This window comes from Variovorax paradoxus (genome assembly GCF_009498455.1).
GTDB lineage: Bacteria > Pseudomonadota > Gammaproteobacteria > Burkholderiales > Burkholderiaceae_C > Variovorax > Variovorax paradoxus_H.
Map to the genome: position 1 here is coordinate 4,745,647 of NZ_CP045644.1, position 19,006 is coordinate 4,764,652.

18 protein-coding genes and 1 tRNA gene are annotated in these 19,006 nt (G+C 67.2%); 10 read left to right on the plus strand and 9 right to left on the minus strand.

Translation table 11 applies throughout. The features are described from left to right. Positions 1-10: 10 nt before the first annotated feature. The 10 genes from uvrB (at position 11) to GFK26_RS21955 (ending at position 8,777) form a co-directional block, all read left to right on the plus strand. Entirely contained in the window at positions 11-2,128 is a 2,118-nt protein-coding gene (gene uvrB, locus GFK26_RS21910; protein ID WP_153283848.1) for an excinuclease ABC subunit UvrB, read from the plus strand. 238 nt (positions 2,129-2,366) lie between these two features. Continuing rightward, on the plus strand, positions 2,367-2,903 hold the full coding sequence (gene iscR, locus GFK26_RS21915) for a Fe-S cluster assembly transcriptional regulator IscR (RefSeq protein ID WP_056580055.1): 537 nt from the start codon (positions 2,367-2,369) through the stop codon (positions 2,901-2,903). A gap of 85 nt (positions 2,904-2,988) precedes the next feature. After that, positions 2,989-4,209, plus strand: a complete 1,221-nt coding sequence (locus GFK26_RS21920; RefSeq protein ID WP_153283849.1) for an IscS subfamily cysteine desulfurase — start codon at positions 2,989-2,991, stop codon at positions 4,207-4,209. 50 nt (positions 4,210-4,259) lie between these two features. After that, a complete protein-coding gene (gene iscU / locus GFK26_RS21925) occupies positions 4,260-4,679 on the plus strand; it encodes a Fe-S cluster assembly scaffold IscU (RefSeq protein ID WP_153283850.1) in 420 nt (139 codons plus the stop codon). Between the two features lies 1 nt (position 4,680). After that, positions 4,681-5,004: an iron-sulfur cluster assembly protein IscA gene (gene iscA / locus GFK26_RS21930; protein ID WP_007828190.1), complete on the plus strand. Its 324-nt coding sequence runs from the start codon at positions 4,681-4,683 to the stop codon at positions 5,002-5,004. Positions 5,005-5,094: 90 nt separating this feature from the next. After that, the gene (gene hscB / locus GFK26_RS21935; protein ID WP_153283851.1) at positions 5,095-5,613 is read left to right on the plus strand and encodes a Fe-S protein assembly co-chaperone HscB; all 519 of its coding nucleotides are present in this window, start codon (positions 5,095-5,097) and stop codon (positions 5,611-5,613) included. A 6-nt stretch (positions 5,614-5,619) separates the two neighbouring features. Continuing rightward, entirely contained in the window at positions 5,620-7,482 is a 1,863-nt protein-coding gene (hscA, locus tag GFK26_RS21940) for a Fe-S protein assembly chaperone HscA (protein ID WP_153283852.1), read from the plus strand. Between the two features lie 13 nt (positions 7,483-7,495). Then, positions 7,496-7,834: an ISC system 2Fe-2S type ferredoxin gene (gene fdx / locus GFK26_RS21945; RefSeq protein ID WP_056580060.1), complete on the plus strand. Its 339-nt coding sequence runs from the start codon at positions 7,496-7,498 to the stop codon at positions 7,832-7,834. Positions 7,835-7,919: 85 nt separating this feature from the next. Next, a complete protein-coding gene (gene dnaQ, locus GFK26_RS21950; protein WP_153283853.1) occupies positions 7,920-8,627 on the plus strand; it encodes a DNA polymerase III subunit epsilon in 708 nt (235 codons plus the stop codon). A gap of 75 nt (positions 8,628-8,702) precedes the next feature. Beyond that, positions 8,703-8,777, plus strand: a tRNA-Val gene (locus GFK26_RS21955). 108 nt (positions 8,778-8,885) lie between these two features. On the opposite strand, the gene gmd is transcribed toward GFK26_RS21955, so the two are convergent. The 9 genes from gmd to GFK26_RS22000 all read right to left on the minus strand — a co-directional run bounded on the left by gmd (position 8,886) and on the right by GFK26_RS22000 (position 18,986). Continuing rightward, on the minus strand, positions 8,886-9,923 hold the full coding sequence (gene gmd / locus GFK26_RS21960) for a GDP-mannose 4,6-dehydratase (protein ID WP_153283854.1): 1,038 nt from the start codon (positions 9,921-9,923) through the stop codon (positions 8,886-8,888). A gap of 39 nt (positions 9,924-9,962) precedes the next feature. Beyond that, a complete protein-coding gene (locus GFK26_RS21965; RefSeq protein WP_153283855.1) occupies positions 9,963-11,450 on the minus strand; it encodes a mannose-1-phosphate guanylyltransferase/mannose-6-phosphate isomerase in 1,488 nt (495 codons plus the stop codon). 61 nt (positions 11,451-11,511) lie between these two features. Then, entirely contained in the window at positions 11,512-12,315 is an 804-nt protein-coding gene (locus tag GFK26_RS21970; protein ID WP_373696490.1) for a LuxR C-terminal-related transcriptional regulator, read from the minus strand. After that, positions 12,308-13,417, minus strand: coding sequence for a UDP-glucose 4-epimerase GalE (gene galE, locus GFK26_RS21975; RefSeq protein ID WP_153283856.1), 1,110 nt, complete (start codon positions 13,415-13,417; stop codon positions 12,308-12,310). The genes GFK26_RS21970 and galE overlap by 8 nt, the downstream gene beginning before the upstream one ends. Further along, positions 13,414-14,682, minus strand: coding sequence for a glycosyltransferase WbuB (locus tag GFK26_RS21980; protein WP_153283857.1), 1,269 nt, complete (start codon positions 14,680-14,682; stop codon positions 13,414-13,416). The genes galE and GFK26_RS21980 overlap by 4 nt, the downstream gene beginning before the upstream one ends. After that, positions 14,679-15,947 carry a lipopolysaccharide biosynthesis protein gene (locus GFK26_RS21985; protein WP_153283858.1) on the minus strand — a complete coding sequence of 423 codons (1,269 nt, stop codon included), beginning with the start codon at positions 15,945-15,947 and terminating at the stop codon, positions 14,679-14,681. Before GFK26_RS21985 ends, GFK26_RS21980 begins: the two co-directional genes overlap by 4 nt. Beyond that, entirely contained in the window at positions 15,944-16,900 is a 957-nt protein-coding gene (locus GFK26_RS21990) for a hypothetical protein (protein WP_153283859.1), read from the minus strand. The genes GFK26_RS21985 and GFK26_RS21990 overlap by 4 nt, the downstream gene beginning before the upstream one ends. A gap of 26 nt (positions 16,901-16,926) precedes the next feature. Then, positions 16,927-17,898 carry a hypothetical protein gene (locus GFK26_RS21995; protein ID WP_153283860.1) on the minus strand — a complete coding sequence of 324 codons (972 nt, stop codon included), beginning with the start codon at positions 17,896-17,898 and terminating at the stop codon, positions 16,927-16,929. Continuing rightward, a complete protein-coding gene (locus tag GFK26_RS22000; RefSeq protein ID WP_153283861.1) occupies positions 17,895-18,986 on the minus strand; it encodes a glycosyltransferase in 1,092 nt (363 codons plus the stop codon). Before GFK26_RS22000 ends, GFK26_RS21995 begins: the two co-directional genes overlap by 4 nt. Between the last annotated feature and the right edge of the window lie 20 nt (positions 18,987-19,006).

The following is a 19,006-nucleotide window of genomic DNA, read 5'->3' on the forward strand; positions in this document are numbered from 1 at the left end:
GGGAACAGCCATGCCAGAGAACACCGAAGCCATAGCAGACCTGAAGAAAGTCGACCCGATCGGGCCGGCGAAACAGGGCGAATTCATCCGCTACCCCGGCTCGCCGTTCGAGCTGTTCCAGCCCTATCCACCGGCGGGCGATCAGCCCAAGGCGATCGAGGGGCTGGTGGCCGGCGTGCTCGACGGCGAGGTGTACCAGACGCTGCTGGGCGTGACGGGCTCGGGCAAGACCTTCACCATGGCCAACGTAATCGCCCGGCTGGGCCGTCCGGCCATCGTGTTCGCGCCCAACAAGACGCTGGCGGCGCAGCTCTACAGCGAATTCCGCGAGTTCTTTCCGAAGAACGCCGTCGAGTACTTCGTGAGCTACTACGACTACTACCAGCCCGAGGCCTACGTGCCGCAGCGCGACCTGTTCATCGAGAAAGATTCGTCGATCAACGAGCACATCGAGCAGATGCGCCTGTCGGCCACCAAGAGCGTGCTGGAGCGGCGCGACACGGTCATCGTGGCCACGGTGAGCGCCATCTACGGCATCGGCACGCCCGAGGACTACATGGAGATGCGGCTGATTGCCCGCGTCGGCGACAAGGTCGGCCAGCGTGACCTGATCTCGCGGCTCATTCGCATGCAGTACACGCGCAACGAGCAAGACTTTGCGCGCGGCACGTTCCGCGTGCGCGGCGACACCATCGACGTGTTTCCGGCCGAGCACAGCGAACTGGCGATCCGCTTCGAGCTGTTCGACGACGAGATCGAATCGCTGCAGCTGTTCGACCCGCTCACCGGGCGCATCCGCCAGAAGGTGCCGCGCTTCACGGTGTACCCGTCGAGCCACTACGTGACGCCGCGCGACAAGGTGCTGGCGGCGGTGGAAACCATCAAGATCGAGCTGGCCGGCCGGCTCAAGGAACTGACCGGCTCGGGCAAGCTGGTCGAGGCGCAGCGCCTGGAGCAGCGCACGCGCTTCGACCTGGAAATGCTGGCCGAAATCGGCCACTGCAAGGGCATCGAGAACTACACGCGGCACCTCTCGGGCGCGGAGCCCGGCGACCCGCCGGCGACGCTCACCGACTACATGCCGAAGGACTCGTTGATGTTCCTCGACGAGAGCCATCAGATGATGGGCCAGCTCAGCGCCATGTACAACGGCGACCGGGCGCGCAAGGTCACGCTGGTCGAGTACGGCTTTCGCCTGCCGAGCGCGCTGGACAACCGGCCGCTCAAGCTCGAGGAGTTCGAAAAGCGGGTGCGCCAGTGCATCTTCGTGTCGGCCACGCCCGCGCAGTACGAAAAAGACCATGCTGGCAACGTCGTCGAGCAGCTGGTGCGGCCGACCGGGCTGATCGATCCCGAAGTTGAAGTGCGTCCCGCCACGCACCAGGTCGACGATGTGCTGGGCGAGATCCGCATCCGCGTCGAGAAGAACGAGCGCGTGCTGATCACCACGCTGACCAAGCGCATGGCCGAACAGCTCACCGACTACCTGGGCGACAACGGCGTGAAGGTGCGCTACCTGCACAGCGACGTCGACACGGTCGAGCGGGTGGAAATCCTGCGCGACCTGCGCCTGGGCTCCTTCGACGTGCTGGTGGGCATCAACCTGCTGCGCGAAGGGCTGGACATTCCCGAGGTGTCACTGGTGGCGATCCTCGACGCCGACAAGGAAGGTTTCCTCCGTGCCGAGCGTTCGCTGATCCAGACCATCGGCCGGGCAGCGCGCAACCTGAACGGCAAGGCCATCCTCTACGCCGACCGGATGACCGAGTCGATGAAGAAGGCCATCGGCGAAACCGAGCGCCGCCGCACCCGGCAGATCGCCCACAACGAGGCGAACGGCATCACGCCGCGCAGCATCGTGAAGCAGGTGCGCGACCTGATCGACGGCGTCTACAGCGAGAAGACCGGCAAGGAAATGGCCAAGCTCGACCTGGAGCGCGCCAAGGTCGAGGACATGAGCGAGAAAGACATCGCGCGGGAAATCAAGCGCCTCGAAAAGCAGATGCTGGAGCACGCCCGCAACCTCGAATTCGAGAAAGCGGCCCGGGTGCGCGACCAGTTGGCGCTGCTGCGCGAGCAGGCATTCGGGGCATCGGGCGGCGACAACATTCCGGGGCTGGCGGCCTGATTTTGGCTAGGTCATAAGTTCGCTTTCTTCAAGCGAGCCGCGCTGGGGTTTACCCGAGCAGAACTCGGGGGCTTCTGCTATACTTGACCGAAATACTCAACAACAAAGAACTTCGCGATGAAGGACCGACTCCTACCGACTGGTTCACCAGCGTCAGGGGCGGGCAGGGCGGAGACGAAGTCACCGCGGCCCAAGGCTGTGGTGTCATTTCAACGGTAAGCACTTGAAGGAGCTTGCGATGCGTCTCACTACCAAAGGCCGTTTTGCGGTCACAGCAATGATCGATCTGGCGTTGCGTCAGAACACCGGTCCGGTCACGCTGGCTGCGATCAGCCAGCGGCAGCAGATTTCGCTGTCGTACCTCGAACAGCTGTTCGGCAAACTGCGCCGCCACGAGCTGGTCGAGTCGACCCGCGGCCCCGGCGGCGGCTACAGCCTCGGACGCAAGGCGGCAGACATCACGGTCGCCGACATCATCGTGTCCGTCGACGAGCCGATCGATGCCACGCAGTGCGGCGGCAAGGAAAACTGTCTCGGTGAGCAGGGTCGTTGCATGACGCACGAACTCTGGGCCTCGCTGAACCAGCGCATGGTCGAGTTCCTCGATTCCGTCACGCTGCAGAAGCTGGTCGACGACCAGATCGCCAAGGGCGTGCAGATCGAGAACAAGCCGGTCGTCAAGCGCGCCATCTCGGCCCAGCCGGTGGTCAAACCCATTCGCGTGAATGCGCCGAATTCGGTCTTCGCTCTCGGCAACGTCTTCGCGAAGTCCTGACCTGATGAGTCGGGCGGTGCCTGCGGGCATCGCCTGAGTTTGCCCCGATCCCAGAACACAACCCCCACGCCAGCCCGAGCCAGCCATGGACGTCACTCCTCATTTCCCGATCTATCTCGATTACGGCGCCACCACGCCGGCCGACCCGCGTGTGGTCGACGCCATGATTCCCTGGTTGCGCGAACATTTCGGCAACCCGGCATCGCGCAGCCACGCCTGGGGCTGGGAAGCCGAAGAAGCGGTCGAAAAGGCGCGCGGCCAGGTGGCCGACCTCATCAATGCCGACCCGCGTGAAATCGTCTGGTCGTCGGGCGCCACCGAGTCGATCAACCTGGCCCTCAAGGGCGCGGCCCAGTTCTACAAGGGCAAGGGCAAGCACCTGATCACCCTGAAGACCGAGCACAAGGCCGTGCTCGACACCATGCGCGAACTCGAGCGCCAGGGTTTCGAAGTGACCTACCTCGACGTCGAGGAAAACGGTCTCGTCGATCTGGAGAAGTTCAAGGCGGCCATCCGCCCCGACACCATCCTGGCCAGCGTGCTGTTCGTGAACAACGAAATCGGCGTGATCCAGGACGTGGTCGCGCTGGGCAATGCCTGCCGCGAAAAGGGCGTGATCTTCCACGTCGACGCGGCCCAGGCCACCGGCAAGGTCGAGATCGACATCACGAAGCTGCCCATCGACCTGATGAGCCTCGCTTCGCACAAGACCTATGGTCCGAAGGGCATCGGCGCGCTTTACGTGCGCCGCAAGCCGCGCATCCGACTTGAAGCGCAAATGCACGGCGGTGGCCACGAGCGCGGCATGCGCTCGGGCACGCTGCCCACGCACCAGATCGTGGGCATGGGCGAGGCCTACCGCATTGCCAAGCTCGAAATGAAGGACGACATCGCCCATGCGCGCCGCCTGCAGAAGCGTCTGCTCGACGGCCTGAAAGACGTGGAGCAGGTGTTCATCAACGGCGACCTCGAGCAGCGTGTGCCGCACAACCTGAACATGAGCTTCAACTACGTCGAAGGCGAGTCGCTGATCATGGGCATCAAGGGCTTGGCGGTGTCGTCGGGTTCGGCCTGCACCTCGGCCAGCCTGGAGCCCAGCTATGTGCTGCGCGCCCTGGGCCGCAGCGACGAGCTGGCCCACAGCAGCCTGCGCATGACCATCGGCCGTTTCACGACCGAAGAAGAAATCGACTACGCCATCTCGACCATCAAGCACAACGTCGCCAAGCTGCGCGAGCTGAGCCCCCTGTGGGAGATGTTCAAGGACGGCGTCGACATCAGCACGATCCAGTGGTCGGCCCACTGACCCAGGCCAGCCCACGGCTCCACGATTGAACAAAGTTTGAGAGGTACACCATGGCATATTCTTCCAAGGTCATCGACCACTACGAAAATCCCCGCAACGTCGGCTCCTTCGAAAAGGGTGACGACTCGGTAGGCACCGGCATGGTCGGCGCACCGGCCTGCGGCGACGTGATGAAGCTGCAGATCAAGGTCAACCCCGAAACCGGCGTGATCGAAGACGCACGCTTCAAGACCTACGGCTGCGGTTCGGCCATCGCGTCCTCGTCGCTCGTGACCGAATGGGTCAAGGGCAAGACGCTCGACGAAGCAGCGGCCCTCAAGAACGCGCAGATCGCCGAAGAACTGGCGCTGCCGCCGGTCAAGATCCACTGCTCGATCCTCGCGGAAGACGCCATCAAGGCGGCCGTGAGCGACTACAAGGCGAAGCACGGCGTGAAGACCGAGTCGACCGCCGAAGCTGCTGTTCACTGAGATGGCCGTCACGCTGACCGAAGCCGCTGCGCGCCACGTCACCCGCTACCTCGGCAAACGGGGCAAGGGCGTGGGCGTGCGGCTGGGCGTGAAGACCACCGGCTGCTCGGGCCTGGCCTACAAGCTTGAGTACGTCGACGAGTTCACGCCTGAAGACGTGGTGTTCGAAGACCACGGCGTGAAGGTGCTGGTCGATCCGAAGAGCCTGGCCTACATCGACGGCACGCAGCTCGACTTCGTGCGCGAAGGCCTGAACGAGGGCTTCAAGTTCATCAACCCGAACGAACGCGACCGTTGCGGCTGCGGCGAAAGTTTTCGCATCTGATGCATCGTCGCTGACTGCGACCACAGCCGCCACCATGTCATGTGCTGGCGGTTTTTTCTTGATCTTTAGCGCGGCCCGGCAGGCAGTCTGATGAACCTCAACGACACCGACTTCCAACTGTTCGCCGTCCCGGCGACCTTCGCACAGGACCGCGCCGTGCTCGACGCGCGCTGGAAGGAACTGCAGCGCGAGGTGCACCCGGACCGTTTTGCCGCGCAGGGCGCCGCGGCGCAGCGCGTGGCCATGCAGTGGTCGGTGCGCATCAACGAGGCCTACCAGCGGCTCAAGGACCCGATCCGTCGCGCGAGCTATCTCTGCGAACTCAACGGCGCGCCGCTGAATGCCGAGAACAACACGGCGATGCCGGGTGCCTTTCTGATGCAGCAGATGGAATGGCGCGAAGCGCTCGACGACGCCTGCGACATCGCCGCCGTCGAGGTGCTGCAAGCGGACGTCGAAAGCACCCGCGCCCGCGCACTCTCGTCGCTCGACTGGCTGATCGACGAGAAGGGCGACTACCCCGGTGCCGTTCAGCAAGTGAGAGCCCTCATGTTCATTGAGCGCTTCGGCGAGGACGTCGAAAAAAAATTCGATCAGTTGGGACAATAAGCCCTTATGGCTCTTCTTCAGATTTCCGAACCCGGCCAGGCGCCCGACCCGCACCAGCGCCGCATCGCCGTGGGCATCGACCTGGGCACCACGCATTCGCTGGTGGCCTCGGTGCGCAACGGCGTGGCCGAATGCCTGCCCGACGACCAGGGCCGCGTGCTGCTGCCCTCGGCCGTGCGCTACCTCGACGGCGACCGCCGCCAGATCGGCTTCGATGCCGTGGCCGCGCGCGCGCAAGACCCCGCCAACACCATCACCTCGGTCAAGCGGCTCATGGGCCGCGGCCTGGCGGACATCGCGAACCGCGAGGCCATGTCGTATCGCATCGGCGGTGACGACGGCGGCATGGTCAAGGTGCAGACCTCGGCCGGCGAGAAGTCGCCCGTCGAGATCAGCGCCGAGATCCTGGCCACGCTGCGCTACCGCGCCGAAGACACCTTCGACGACGAGCTCTACGGCGCCGTCATCACCGTGCCGGCGTACTTCGACGAAGGCCAGCGCCAGGCGACCAAGGACGCGGCGCAGCTCGCAGGATTGAACGTGCTGCGCCTGATCAGCGAGCCGACCGCCGCAGCCATTGCCTACGGCCTCGATAACGCGAGCGAAGGCGTCTACGCGGTCTATGACCTGGGCGGCGGCACCTTCGACATCTCGATCCTGCGGCTCACGCAAGGCGTGTTCGAAGTGATCGCCACGGGGGGCGATTCGGCCCTCGGTGGCGACGACTACGACCACGCCATCGCCGACTTCGTGCTCGCGCAGACCGATCGGCAGGCTGGCAACGACAACGACCGCGCGGCGCTGCTCGTGGCCGCGCGTGCCGCCAAAGAAGCACTGACCGATGCCGAGTCGGTCCTCTTCAGCGCCGCGCTGACGGGCGGCAATGCCGAGTTCACGCTGACCCGTGCGCAGTTCTTTGCCGCCACGCAGGCGCTGACCGATCGCACCCTCGCAGCCGTGCGCAAGGCCCTGCGCGACGCGAAGCTCAAGCCCGAAGACCTGCAGGGCATCGTGCTCGTCGGTGGGTCCACGCGCATGCCGCAGATCCGCAGCGCCGTGGCCGAGCATTTCGGTCGCGAGCCGCTGATCAACCTGAACCCCGACGAGGTTGTGGCGCTCGGCGCCGCGATCCAGGCCAACCAGCTGGCCGGCAACAACGGCGCAGGCGAACTGCTGCTGCTCGATGTGATCCCGCTGTCGCTCGGCATCGAGACGATGGGCGGCCTCGTCGAGCGCATCGTGCCGCGCAACCAGACAATCCCGACCGCGATGGCACAGGACTTCACGACCTACCAGGACGGCCAGACCGCGCTGGCGCTGCACGTGGTGCAGGGTGAGCGCGACCTCGTGTCCGACTGCCGCAGCCTCGCACGCTTCACGCTGCGCGGCATTCCGCCAATGGCGGCTGGTGCGGCGCGCATCCGCGTCACCTTCACGGTCGATGCCGACGGCCTGCTGAGCGTGAGCGCCAAGGAGCAGGGCAGCGGTGTCGAAGCCAGCGTGGCGGTCAAGCCCTCGTACGGCCTGTCGGACGACCAGATCGCGACCATGCTGCAGGAGAGCTTCTCCACCGCCCAGCAGGACATGCAGGCCCGCGCGCTGGTCGAATCGCGCGTCGATGCCGACCGCATGCTGCTGGCCACGCAAAGCGCGCTCGATGCCGACGGCGACCTGCTGAGTGCCGACGAGCGCGCCGCCATCGACGCCTCGATGGCACAGCTGCGCGAAACCGCCAAGAGCAGCAACGAAGCCGCCGCCATCGAAGCCGCCACGAAGACGCTGGCCAACGACACCGAAGCCTTTGCCGCCCAGCGCATGAACGCGGGCATTGCACGCGCGCTTGCAGGCCGCAAGGTCGAATCCCTGTAGACAGAACAATTTCATGCCCACGATCAAGATCTATCCGCATCCCGAGTACTGCCCGCAAGGCGCCGAGATCACCGCGCCCGCCGGCACCTCGATCTGCGAGGCCTTGCTCGACAACGACATCAACATCGAGCACGCCTGCGAGATGAGCTGCGCCTGCACCACCTGCCACGTGATCGTGCGCGCGGGCCTCGATTCGTTGAACGAAGCCGAGGAAGGCGAAGAAGACCTGCTCGACCGTGCCTGGGGCCTCGAGCCGCAGTCGCGCCTGAGCTGCCAGACCATCCTGGCGCAGGACAATGTGACGATCGAGATTCCCAAGTACACGATCAACCACGCCAAGGAAAACCACTGATGAGCGCAGCGCCGGGCCGCCCCAAGCAAGCTCGCACCCCCTCGGGGGGCGGCGAGGACACGAAGTGCCGAGACTGGGGGCACGCATGAGTCGTCAGATCGTTCTTGATACGGAAACCACGGGCCTGTCTGCGGAGAACGGCGACCGCGTCATCGAGCTGGGCTGCGTGGAGCTGTTTGCGCGCAAGCTCACCGGCAACGACCTGCACATCTACTTCAACCCGGAGCGCGAGAGCCACGAGGACGCGCTCAAGGTCCACGGCCTGACCACCGACTTCCTGCGCGACAAGCCGAAGTTCGCCACGCTGGCCAAGGACATCGTCGAGTACCTGCGCGGCGCCGAGCTGATCATCCACAACGCGGCCTTCGACGTCGGCTTTCTCAACAAGGAATTCGAGCGCGCCGGCCTGCCGCCGCTCAAGACCTTCGTGAGCGAAGTGACCGACACGCTGGCCATGGCCAAGCTGGTCTACCCCGGCAAGCGCAACTCGCTCGACGCCTTGTGCGACCGCTTCGGTGTCGACCGCTCGAACCGCACCTTCCACGGCGCCAAGCTCGACGCGCAGCTGCTTGCCGACGTGTACATCAATCTCACGCGCGGGCAGGATGCGCTGCTGATCGATGTGGCCTCGAACGAGCCTGCCCAAGGCATGACGGTCGTGGCGGTCGACCTGAGCCAGTTCGAACTGCCGGTGATCGCGGCTGCCGAGCATGAACTCGCCGCGCACGAGGCGGTGTTGTCGCAACTCGACAAATCCAGCGGTGGAAAAACGGTGTTCCGCCAAAACGCCTGAAAAGCTGTGGCATAATCTGAGGCTTCGCACAGCGCGATACGTGTTCAAGACACTGAACTCAAAAGCAGTGTCTCAGGGCGGTTAGCTCAGGGGTAGAGCACAGCATTCACACTGCTGGGGTCGGAGGTTCGAAACCTCCACCGCCCACCAATCAGACCTACGACAAACGGCACCTTCGGGTGCCGTTTTCGTTTGTCCTGCGCAATCCCAGTGCAATTCAAGGCGGGCCTGCCGCGCGGCCAGCGCACTCCGGTGCGCTCAGAAGGAGTGGCCTTCGCGGTTGCGCCGCAGGTCGGCCTCCACCATCATCGTGCACAGTTCCTCCAGCGTCGTGCGGGGCTCCCAGCCCAGCGTCTTCCTGGCATGCGACGCATCGCCGATGAGCAGTTCCACTTCCGCCGGGCGATAGAACTTCGGATCGATCTTCACGAGGACCTTGCCGGTCTTGCGGTCGACGGCAATTTCCTCCTGGGCCGTCCCTTCGAACCGGAGTTCGCAGCCCGTGGCCCTGAACGCCATGTCGACGAACTCCCGCACGGTTTCCGTGCGGTGGGTGGCGAGCACGTAGTTGTCGGGTTTGTCGGCCTGCAGCATGCGCCACATGCCGTCGACGTACTCCTTCGCATAGCCCCAGTCGCGCTTGGCGTCCAGATTGCCCAGCGCGAGCACGTCGAGCCTGCCGAGCCTGATCTTCGCCGCTGCGTCGGTGATCTTGCGCGTCACGAATTCGCGGCCGCGCAACGGGCTCTCGTGATTGAAGAGGATGCCGCAGCAACCGAAGATGCCGTAGCTCTCACGGTAGTTCATCGTCATCCAGTGGGCGAAGAGCTTGGAGACGCCGTACGGGCTGCGCGGGTAGAAGGGCGTGTCTTCCTTCTGCGGAACGGCTTGGACCTTGCCGAACATCTCCGACGTCGAGGCCTGGTAGTACTTGATCTTGCGGTTCGTCAGGCGAATCGCTTCGAGCAGGTGAAGGGTGCCCAGGCCGTTGATGTTCGTGGTGGCTTCGGGCTGGTTGAAGCTCGCGCCCACGAAGCTCTGCGCCGCCAGGTTGTAGATCTCGTCGGGCTCCGTATCCCTGATCAGCGTGAGCGAACTGCCCAGGTCCGTCAGGTCGTACTCCACCAGATGAAGCTCCGGATGGTCCTGGATGCCGAGCGACTCGATGCGCCAGAAGTTCACCGAACTGGTTCGGCGAAAGGTCCCGTAGACGGTGTAGCCCTTGCCCAGCAGCAGCTCGGCCAGGTACGCCCCGTCTTGTCCGGTTATGCCAGTGACGACAGCACGTTTTTTCATGGCTTCAGTCAGGTGAGGTGAGATGAGATGAGGGACGGCTCAGGCCGGCGCATCGACGCCGCGTTCGACCGCAAGCGGTACAGCCGATGACATCGCGAGCGCCTCGCGCTTCTCGGCCGCAGGGCAGCGGCCATACGTGTCGTCGAAGCGCACGATGTCGTCTTCGCCGAGGTAGCTGCCGGTCTGCACCTCGATCACCTCCAGCAGGGTCTTGCCGGGGTTTTCGAGCCGGTGGATGGTGCCCGAGGGCAGGTAGATCGACTCGTTCTCCCGCACCAGCAGCACTTCGCTGCCGCGCGTGGCCTTGGCCGTGCCCTTGACGACGATCCAGTGCTCGGCGCGGTGGTGGTGCATCTGCAGCGACAGCTTGCCGCCGGGCTTGACGGTCAGGTGCTTCACCTGGAAGCGCTCGCCCGTGTCGATGCTGTCGTAGGCGCCCCAGGGCCGCACCACGCGGCGATGCTCGGTGGCTTCGACCGTGCCTTCGCGTGCCAGCATGCGCACCACCTCGGCCACCTGTTCGGCGCAGTCCGCACCTGCGACCAGCACCGCGTCCGGCGTGTCCACGATGATCAGGTCCTCGGTGCCGAGCGCCACCACCGGCCGATGCGGCGCGTGGACAAAGGTGTTGCGCGAGTTCAGCACGCTTCCCGCGCCGCTCACGCGGTTGCCCGCCTCGTCGGCCGGGTGCAGTTGGGCCACCGCGTTCCAGCTGCCCACGTCGCTCCAGGCGCCCTCGAAGCGCACCACCGCGACGTCGGCGTGCTTCTCGAGCACCGCGTAGTCGATGCTCTCGCTGCGGCAGCCTTCGAAGGCTTCGGGGTCCAGGCGCACGAAGCTGCCGTCGACCGACACCGCGGCGGTCGCGCGTTCGCAGGTGGCGAGGATGTCGGGCGCATGTGTGCGCAGTGCCTCGACCAGCGTGCGGGCCTGGACCAGGAAGATGCCCGCGTTCCAGCAGTAGTTGCCCTGCAGGATCAGCGTTGCGGCCACCGCCGCCGTCGGCTTTTCGACGAAGCGCGCCACGGCGTGGCTGGCGCCATGGCCCGTGGCCCCGGCCGCCTCGATGTACCCGTAGGCGGTGCTCGGAAAACTGGGCGCCACGCCGAAGGTGACGATCCGGCCTGCCAGCGCCGCTTCCACGCCGCTGCGCATCGTGGCCTCGAACAGCGCCACGTCGGGAATGTGGTGGTCCGCGGGCGCAAAGAGCAGCAGGTCGTCGGGGTCGGCCAGCAGGGCCGCCGCGGCCATGGCGGCGGCCGTGTTGCGGGGCACGGGTTCGAGGATCTGGCGGCCCTGCGCGTGTGCGTTCTCGATCGCTTCGCGCACCAGGAACCGGTGTTCTTCCGACGCCACGCAGGTGATCGTCCGGTTCAGCGTCGCGAGCCGTTCGAGCGTGAGGTGCAGCAGGCTCTTGGTGCCCACGAGCGGCGCGAACTGCTTGGGAAACGCCTTGCGCGACAGCGGCCACAGCCGCGTGCCGCTGCCGCCGCACAGGACCACGGGATGGATGGTGGGGGTGTTCATGGGGACCAGCCTTTGTGCAGGGGGTGATGGATCGGATCGCTTCGAAGGCGTGCCGCCCGGTTCAGATCAGGCCCGTGTGAACGGCGAAGTTCACGGCCTGGGCGCGCGAATGCACGTGCAGCTTCTTGTAGATGCTCTTGATGTGCACGTTGACCGTCTGGCCGGTGATGCCGAGCCTGGCGCCGATCTCCGCGGAGACGCAGCCCGACGCGACGTGGCGAAGGACCTGGCTCTCGCGCGGCGTCAGCGTGGCCCCGTGCGGCGGCGACGCGCCGCCGAAGGGCTGCTGTTGCTGCTGCTCGCGGGGCTGGTGGTTCAGTCGGTGCAGCAGGCGCCGCGCCAGCCGCGGCGTGATGACGGCGCCGCCGTTCACCACGTGCAGCACCGCATCGGCAAAGCTCTGCAGCCAGGCGTTCTTCAGCAGATAGCCCGTGGCGCCCAGCTCGAAGGCGCGCAGCACGTGCGCATCGTCCTCGAGCGCGGAGATGACGATGATCTCGCCGTTGCCATGCTGACGGCGCGCCTCGGCGATCAGCTCGAAGCCCATGCCGTCGCTCAGGCGCAGGTCGACCATCAGCACGTCGAACGCGTGCGTGGCCAGCAGCTTGCGTCCCTCGCGGATGCTGTCCGCCTGGCCTTCGAGCTGGATGCGCAGGTCCGACAGCAGCTCCTGGGCGATCACGCGGCGCATGTATTCGTCGTCGTCGATGAGCAGCACGCGCACCGGCGATTTTTCCTGGCCCGTCAGGAAGTCGGGCCACAGCCTGGCGGCGGGCGCGCACACGGGGGTGGCGGTGCCCTGGTGGCGCGGCGGCATCACGGCGGAGGCGGGGTCGCCAGAAGAAACGAGCGTGTGATCAGCCATGGTCTTGCCCCGGTTGGAGTGGGTGAGGAAGGGACGCCGGCGCAGTGCCATCGGCGGTGCGGACCGGGAAGTCCGGCACCGGCCCGTCGAAGCCGCGCGGATTCGCCAGCTGCCACCGCCAGCTGTCGGCGCACATCTGGTCCAGGCTTCGCTGCGCGCGCCAGCCGAGCCGGTCCTGGGCATGCTGCACGTCCGCCCAGTAGGCCGCGGCATCGCCGGGACGGCGCGCCCCGATGTGCACCGCGATGCGGTGTCCGCACGCGCGTTCGAACGCCGCGATCACGTCGAGCACCGACGCGCCCTGGCCCGTGCCCAGGTTCACCGTGAGCAGGCCCCGATGCAGCGCCGCGTACCGCAGGGCCGCCACATGGCCCTCGGCCACGTCCATCACATGCACGTAGTCGCGCACCCCCGTGCCGTCGTGCGTCTCGTAGTCGTTGCCGTGCACGACGACGTGCCCGCGCTCGCCCACCGCGACCTGCGAGACGTACGGCACCAGGTTGTCGGGCGGCCCCTGGGGGTGTTCGCCCAGCAGGCCGCTCTCGTGCGCGCCGATGGGGTTGAAGAAGCGCAGGCATGCGATGCCCCAGCGCGGATCGGAGCGCGAGAGGTCCGCGAGCATGCGCTCCACCATCACCTTGGAGCGCCCGTAGGGATTGACGGCCGCGTACGACGCGCTTTCCCGTATCGGCGAGCGTGCGATGTCGCCGTAGACCGTGGCCGAAGACGAGAAGATCAGCGTGCGCACGCCGGCGCGCGCCATGGCGCGCGCCAGTGCGAGGCTGCCCGCCACGTTGACGTCGTAGTAGCCGAGCGGGTCGCTCACCGAGCGGCTGACTGCCTTCAGCCCCGCGAGATGCAGCACCGCGTCGACCCCGTGCTCGGCGAACACGCGGTCGAGCACCGCCGCGTCGCGCACGTCGCCGCGCACGAGCTGCGGCTGCACGCCGCAGATGCGGCCCACGCGCTCCAGCGAACGCGGGTCGCTGTTGACCAGCGTGTCCAGCACCACCGGCAGGAAGCCGGCCGCGATCAACGCCACGCAGGCGTGGCTTCCGACGAAGCCTGCACCACCCGTCACGAGAATCTTTGAATGGGTCATGGTTGGGACTCGCGCAAGGGGGACGGCGTTGTCGTGCCTCGGTCTGCCACGCAGCGAACCAGCGCTTGCTCGAAGCGCGACAGGATCGCGTCCTGGTCGAGTTCCGCCTGCGCGAACGCACGGCCCGCCGCACCGAGCGTTTCGCGCAGGACCGGCGACACCGCGAGCTGCGCGATGGCGTCGGCCAGCACGGCCGCATCGCCCGGTGGCACCACGAGGCCGCGGCCCGCCACCGCGTTGCCGAGTTCGGTGCCGGGGTGCGCGGTGGCGATCACGGCTTTGCCGCTCGCGAACATGCCGGCCAGCTTCGAGGGCATCACGAGGTCCGCGGCATCGGCGCGCTGGGGCAGCACGTGGATGTCGGCCATGCCCAGCAACTCGTTGAGCCGCTCGGCGGGCTGCAGGTCCAGAAAGTGCACGCGGTCCAGGCCGGCACAGGCCGACATCAGCGGGCCGCGGCTCGGACCGTTGCCGCAGATGACGAAGTGGATGTTCGGCCGGCCGGCGAGCAGGCCTGCCGCTTCGGCCAGCAGCTCGATGCCCTGCTTGGTGCCCAGGCTGCCCGCATAGAGCACGACCACGGCGTCGGGCGCAATGCCCAGCGCGGCCCGGTAGCCGCCGTCCGCCACGGGCACAGGATGGATGGCCGAGATGTCCACCCAGTTCGGAAAGAACACCAGCCGGCCTTCGTCGACGCCCTTGCTTCGTGCCTTGTCGATCATGGCCGCGGAGATGGTCGACACGCGGTCGAACCGCGTCAGCAGCCATCGCTCGAGCGACAGCGCGACGCGCCGCACGCGCGCACCGCGCAACAGGCCCAGGTCGAAAGCCGCATCGACTTCGTAGTCCTGGATGTGCAGCCACGACCTGATGCCGAACATCTTCGCGAAGCACAGCACTGCGGGCGCGCAGAACAGCGGCGGCTCCACGACGAACACGAGGTCGGGCTTCCAGCGCGCCTGCGCCAGCAGCAGCGGCAGGCTCGACAGCATGAATGAGACCAGGTGCGCCACGCGCGCCAGCGCACGCGGCTGCGCGGGCACCCAGGTGGGCGCGCGCCAGACCGTGAGGCCGTTGTGTTCGGTCTTGCGGTAGGCCCAGGCCGAATGCCCCGCGAACACCGCCCAGTGCGGAAAGAAAGGCGGCGCCGCGATCACGCGCACATCGTGGCCCCGGGCCTGGAGCCAGTCGGCCATCTCGCCGGAGTACTTGCCGATGCCGGCCAGCTCGGGCGCGAAGTTCATCGAGTACAGCAGGATCTTCACGGCGACCTCTCAGTGACCGGGCGCAGCAGGCGCACGATCGGAAAGAAGCCGAACAGCGCGCGCATGCGCAGCTCGTACAGCAGGAAGTCGGACACGAAGGCGATGAAGAAGACGTAGTGCGGCTTGTCCGGAAAGAGCGAGATCACGACGCCGTACGAGGCCATGCGCAGTGCGAACTCCAGCAGCGTCCACCATCCGAGCGAGCCCATCGTGGCGTTGAGCGAGAGCATCATTTCGTGATGGACCGTGTAGGTTCTCAGCAGGAAGTACGGCGCGATGCACACGAAGATGTCGCGCGCCTCGGGGCCGAGCTTCAGCAGCGGCGCGGCCACCGCCAGCAGGCCTGCCAGCCCCACGAAGAGCACGCAGCCGAGCAGGAACGAATGCCGCGCCAGCCGCAGCTTTTCGGTCGTGAGGTTGGCTGCGTTGGCGTCCAGCATCGCCGGCGTCTTCGTGACGAGAAAGGCCTGCACGAACTGCGAAGGCGCCTCCGCAAGAAGAAAGGCCAGCTTGAACGCGCCCACGTAGCCCAGCGGCATGAAGAGCGCCACGAGCAGCAGGTCCGACTTGCGCAGCAGGAAGGTCAGCAGCGCATACACCGTGGCGCTGGCCTGCGACGCGAGCGCCAGTGCGGGCGGCCCGGCCGGCGGCGTTGCGCCATTTGTCGGCAGGACGATGGCCGCGCCCACGAGCAGCAAGGCCAGCAGGTTGATGGCGAGCAGGTGCGCCACGCCGATCTCCAGACCGAGCGCAGCGAGCGCCGCCACGCCCAGCACCAGAACGGTCGCGCGCACGCCCGACTCCAGGTTGAGCAGGCCCGCATGGCCCAGGCCCCGGCTGTACGACAGGCGCAGGCTGTTGAAGGCGAAGACCGCGAGCGACACCACGATCAGCATGAAAGGCACGCCGGCCACCGGCAGGCGCTGAGCGCCCACGACACCGGCCGCGAGCACCGCCGCGAGCGGAAGCCCGATCGCCAGCGTGCGCACGAGGTCGCCGCGCGTCACCCGCGGCGGCACGCTCGCGGCATTGCGCGAGAACAGCAGCGAGCTTCCCAACGTGCCCACGACCAGCGCCACTTCCAGCACCGACTGGTAGATGGAGTACTCGCCGAAGCGCGCGGGCGCCACCTGGGCCGCGATGAGAAAGATCGCCAGGAAACCCGACAGGTACACGTACAGCCGCGACGCAAGCGCTCCCAGGCCGAAGCGCTGCGCAAGGCGCACACCGGGCAGCGCGAACGAGGTGCCTGCGGCCGGCTTCATGGCGTGCTCCCGTCCGCGGGATGCTTCGTCGCCGGCGCGTGCGCCAAGCCCAGGGTGTCGGCCATGCGTCGCGCGCGCGAGGCGACGCGGTGCGCGCGGTTCTTCGCCCGGCGCGCCATCTGCAGCGCCCAGGTCAGCGCCGCGACCGTGTACACCCGGCGACGCAGCGCGGGCTGCATCGCCAGCTTAGCGGCGCCCTGGAAGTGCAGCGCGAGCACGCGCACCGTTTCGCCCGCCGGCGTCTGCAGGCAGGGCTGGCCGTCGACGAAGGCCAGGCGCTTGGCGCCGCCGCGCACGCGGAACTCGCGCGCGAAGTGGTTGGTGCCGCCGTTGACGTTGTGGTCGATCACCTGGCCGTCGAGCACCCGGTTGATCGGCACGGTGTTGCCCGTGGCCTGCGCCCACAGGTACAGCAGCGTCATGTCGGACACCCCGCCGCGCACGCTGCGGGCCGCGAAGCGCTCGGCAATGTCGCGCAGCTGGTGCAGGCCCGCGGGCGTGCTGTACATCTGCATGAGGCAGGCGACGAAGTCGCGCAGGCCGCCCGCTGTCCAGTAGCTCACGTGCGGCGAGATCTGGCAGGGGTTCCAGCCGTCCGTGGGCAGGATGCCGGAGCCGGAGAAGTCGGCGGTGCCCACCAGGCGCGCAATGTGCGCGCCGACGCCGCGGAACAGCAGCACGTCGCTGTCGATCAGCACGAAGGCGCGGCAGTCGGGATGCCCCGTCAGGTAGTTCGCCAGGAGAAAGTAGCGCCGGAAGCAGATCTTCTCGAACGCCGGCGTGTTGCTCGACAGGTGGACGTAGGCCTGGCAGAAGCGCTCATACGCCGGCCCGGCGTCGGTGTCCGACAGAACGACCAAGTGCTCCGCCGCCATGGCCGCGGATTCGCAGCACAGGCGCAATGCCTTGTTCTGGCGGTCTTCCACGACGATGAAGGGGAGGGCTTGGTCCATGATCGGGCGGGGGTTGGCAATACGTGTCAGGGCCGCGGCGCGGTCGCGCTGCGCACCAGCGCGACGTGGGCGGGAAGGAAGCGGAAGTCGGCGTCCAGCGGCATGTCGAGCGTGAGCATTCCGCCGCGGGCGTTCGCATCGCCGATCCAGTTGCGCAGCTGCACCGCCGAGAAGCGCGGCGCGCTCGGCTGGGCCCACGAAGCGCCCAGCGGCGTCAGCACATGCAGCCGGAGTTCGGAGGGCGGCGAGGCCAGGCGCGCGGTGGGCTGCAGGTACTCGCCCGCCATGAGGTTCTGGCACGGCGCGCTCTTGAGGGCGAAGCGCGCCGCCCCCTCGCCGGCATTGAAGGCCAGCCATCGGGTCGGAGCACCGCTGCGTGCGGCCGCGCAGAGCCTGTTCCAGCCGAGCGGCGCCATGCCCGTCGTGTTGTAGACACCGTCGAACCACCAGCCCGTGGCCAGCGCGCCGTAGTGCTGCGACCAACTCTCGATCACGGCCGACCAGGCGGTGATGAAGCGCGGCGGCGGCGGCAGCTGTTCGGAGACGTCGCCGAGGCAGTCCATCAGGTAGGGGTCGCCTTGCGGCGCACGGAACGGCAGGTAGAGGATCAGCGCGATGCCGTGGCGCCGCAGCGCGCGGCCGATCTCCAGCGGCAGGTCGCGCGGCGAACGGTGCGCGGCGCTGCGCGGGCACAGCGCTTCGAGGGCGGCATTCGGCGCGATGAACTGGCCGTTGTTCTGGCCGAGCGTCAGGATGAGATGGTGGGCGCGCATCTCGGCGAGCGCGGCGGCGAAGGCCTCGACGTCGAAGCGTCCGATGCCGGCGATGGACTGCTTGTCGGGCAGGTAATGCACCATCACGCCAAAGCCCTGCACGCCCGGCACGTCCCGCGCATCCGGCGGGTTGGGCCGCGTCGCGACGGCCAGCCCCGCCCACGCGACCAGCCCGAGCGCCAGCACTGCAAGCGCGCGAAGAAGGGGCAGGGCGCGGTTCGTCATGACGTGGCCTGCGCCAGCGAAGCAGCGTTGCGCTTCAACGTGAAGTAGCTTGCAGCCACCGCGCCCGGCGTGCAGGCCCGCGAGAGCGACCACGTGGGGCGTGCGCGCTCGTGGTGGGCCAGGTAGCGCTCGATGCCGCCGAGGCCGCCGAACTCGTTGCCGATGAAGAACGCGTAGCCCGCGAAGAGCTCCCGGTGCACCGGCAGGTCCGAGAGCAGCAGCGGCACGCCCAGCGTGGCCGCCTCCGCGGCCGACAGGTTGAAGCCCTCGAAGGTCGACAGCGAGATGAAAGCCGTCGCCCCCTGGTACAGCCGCAGGAGTTCTCCCCGCGACACCAGCCCCCGGTGGCGCACGCAGGCGCGGAACGCGGGCGCCATGGCCGAGACCATGCGTTCGACCTCGCGCGCGCCGTTGCCCGTGATGTCCAGGTAGTCGACCAGGCCCTGGCGCTTCATGCGCACGAAGAGCTTCAGGATGCCCTCGAAGTTCTTGTGCGGGTAGTAGTGGTACGCGGCGATCAGGTAGCGCCCGCCGGGCGCGATCATGCCGCCGGCGCTATGGGCGACGGCGCCCGCATCCACGGGATTGAAGATCACCGCGGCGTGCGCGCAGCGCGTGAAGTGCCGCTCGAAATCCTGCTGGCTGCTGCGGCTGATGAAGACCACGTCGGCGGCGCTGCGCGCGAGGCGGTGCAGGTTCCAGTCGAGCCACAGGCGCTTGAGCAGCGTGAAGTACTGCGGGTACGACTTGTACTGCACGTCGTGCACCACCACGATCGAATCCCGGTGGCGGCCGAAGGGCGCCAGCAGCGAGAAAGGCAGGAAGTAGTTCGGGAACAGCGAGTACACCCGCTCCCCGTGCAGCCACCCGAGCGCCAGGTGGACGTTGTAGAGCAGCGTGTCGAGGATGAAGCGGCTGATCTTCAGCCGCCGTGCCGCCGCGTAGAGGCGCGGATGGCGCTCGCTGATCGGCTGCACGTGGTGCTCCGGCGAGCCGCGCATGCTCTGCAGCAGCACCTCGGACACGTTCAGCACCCCGCCCGCCGACGCGTTGAGCCGGATGGTGTCGTAGAAGAGATAGGTGGCCATGGTCGCTCCCGTGCACGTGC

Coding starts and splice junctions, on each gene's coding strand:
- uvrB (WP_153283848.1), top strand. CDS start 11: ATGCCAGAGAACACCGAAGCCATAGCAGACCTGAAGAAAGTCGACCCG.
- iscR (WP_056580055.1), top strand. CDS start 2,367: ATGCGTCTCACTACCAAAGGCCGTTTTGCGGTCACAGCAATGATCGAT.
- GFK26_RS21920 (WP_153283849.1), top strand. CDS start 2,989: ATGGACGTCACTCCTCATTTCCCGATCTATCTCGATTACGGCGCCACC.
- iscU (WP_153283850.1), top strand. CDS start 4,260: ATGGCATATTCTTCCAAGGTCATCGACCACTACGAAAATCCCCGCAAC.
- iscA (WP_007828190.1), top strand. CDS start 4,681: ATGGCCGTCACGCTGACCGAAGCCGCTGCGCGCCACGTCACCCGCTAC.
- hscB (WP_153283851.1), top strand. CDS start 5,095: ATGAACCTCAACGACACCGACTTCCAACTGTTCGCCGTCCCGGCGACC.
- hscA (WP_153283852.1), top strand. CDS start 5,620: ATGGCTCTTCTTCAGATTTCCGAACCCGGCCAGGCGCCCGACCCGCAC.
- fdx (WP_056580060.1), top strand. CDS start 7,496: ATGCCCACGATCAAGATCTATCCGCATCCCGAGTACTGCCCGCAAGGC.
- dnaQ (WP_153283853.1), top strand. CDS start 7,920: ATGAGTCGTCAGATCGTTCTTGATACGGAAACCACGGGCCTGTCTGCG.
- gmd (WP_153283854.1), bottom strand. CDS start 9,923: ATGAAAAAACGTGCTGTCGTCACTGGCATAACCGGACAAGACGGGGCG.
- GFK26_RS21965 (WP_153283855.1), bottom strand. CDS start 11,450: ATGAACACCCCCACCATCCATCCCGTGGTCCTGTGCGGCGGCAGCGGC.
- GFK26_RS21970 (WP_373696490.1), bottom strand. CDS start 12,315: ATGGCTGATCACACGCTCGTTTCTTCTGGCGACCCCGCCTCCGCCGTG.
- galE (WP_153283856.1), bottom strand. CDS start 13,417: ATGACCCATTCAAAGATTCTCGTGACGGGTGGTGCAGGCTTCGTCGGA.
- GFK26_RS21985 (WP_153283858.1), bottom strand. CDS start 15,947: ATGAAGCCGGCCGCAGGCACCTCGTTCGCGCTGCCCGGTGTGCGCCTT.
- GFK26_RS21990 (WP_153283859.1), bottom strand. CDS start 16,900: ATGGACCAAGCCCTCCCCTTCATCGTCGTGGAAGACCGCCAGAACAAG.
- GFK26_RS21995 (WP_153283860.1), bottom strand. CDS start 17,898: ATGACGAACCGCGCCCTGCCCCTTCTTCGCGCGCTTGCAGTGCTGGCG.
- GFK26_RS22000 (WP_153283861.1), bottom strand. CDS start 18,986: ATGGCCACCTATCTCTTCTACGACACCATCCGGCTCAACGCGTCGGCG.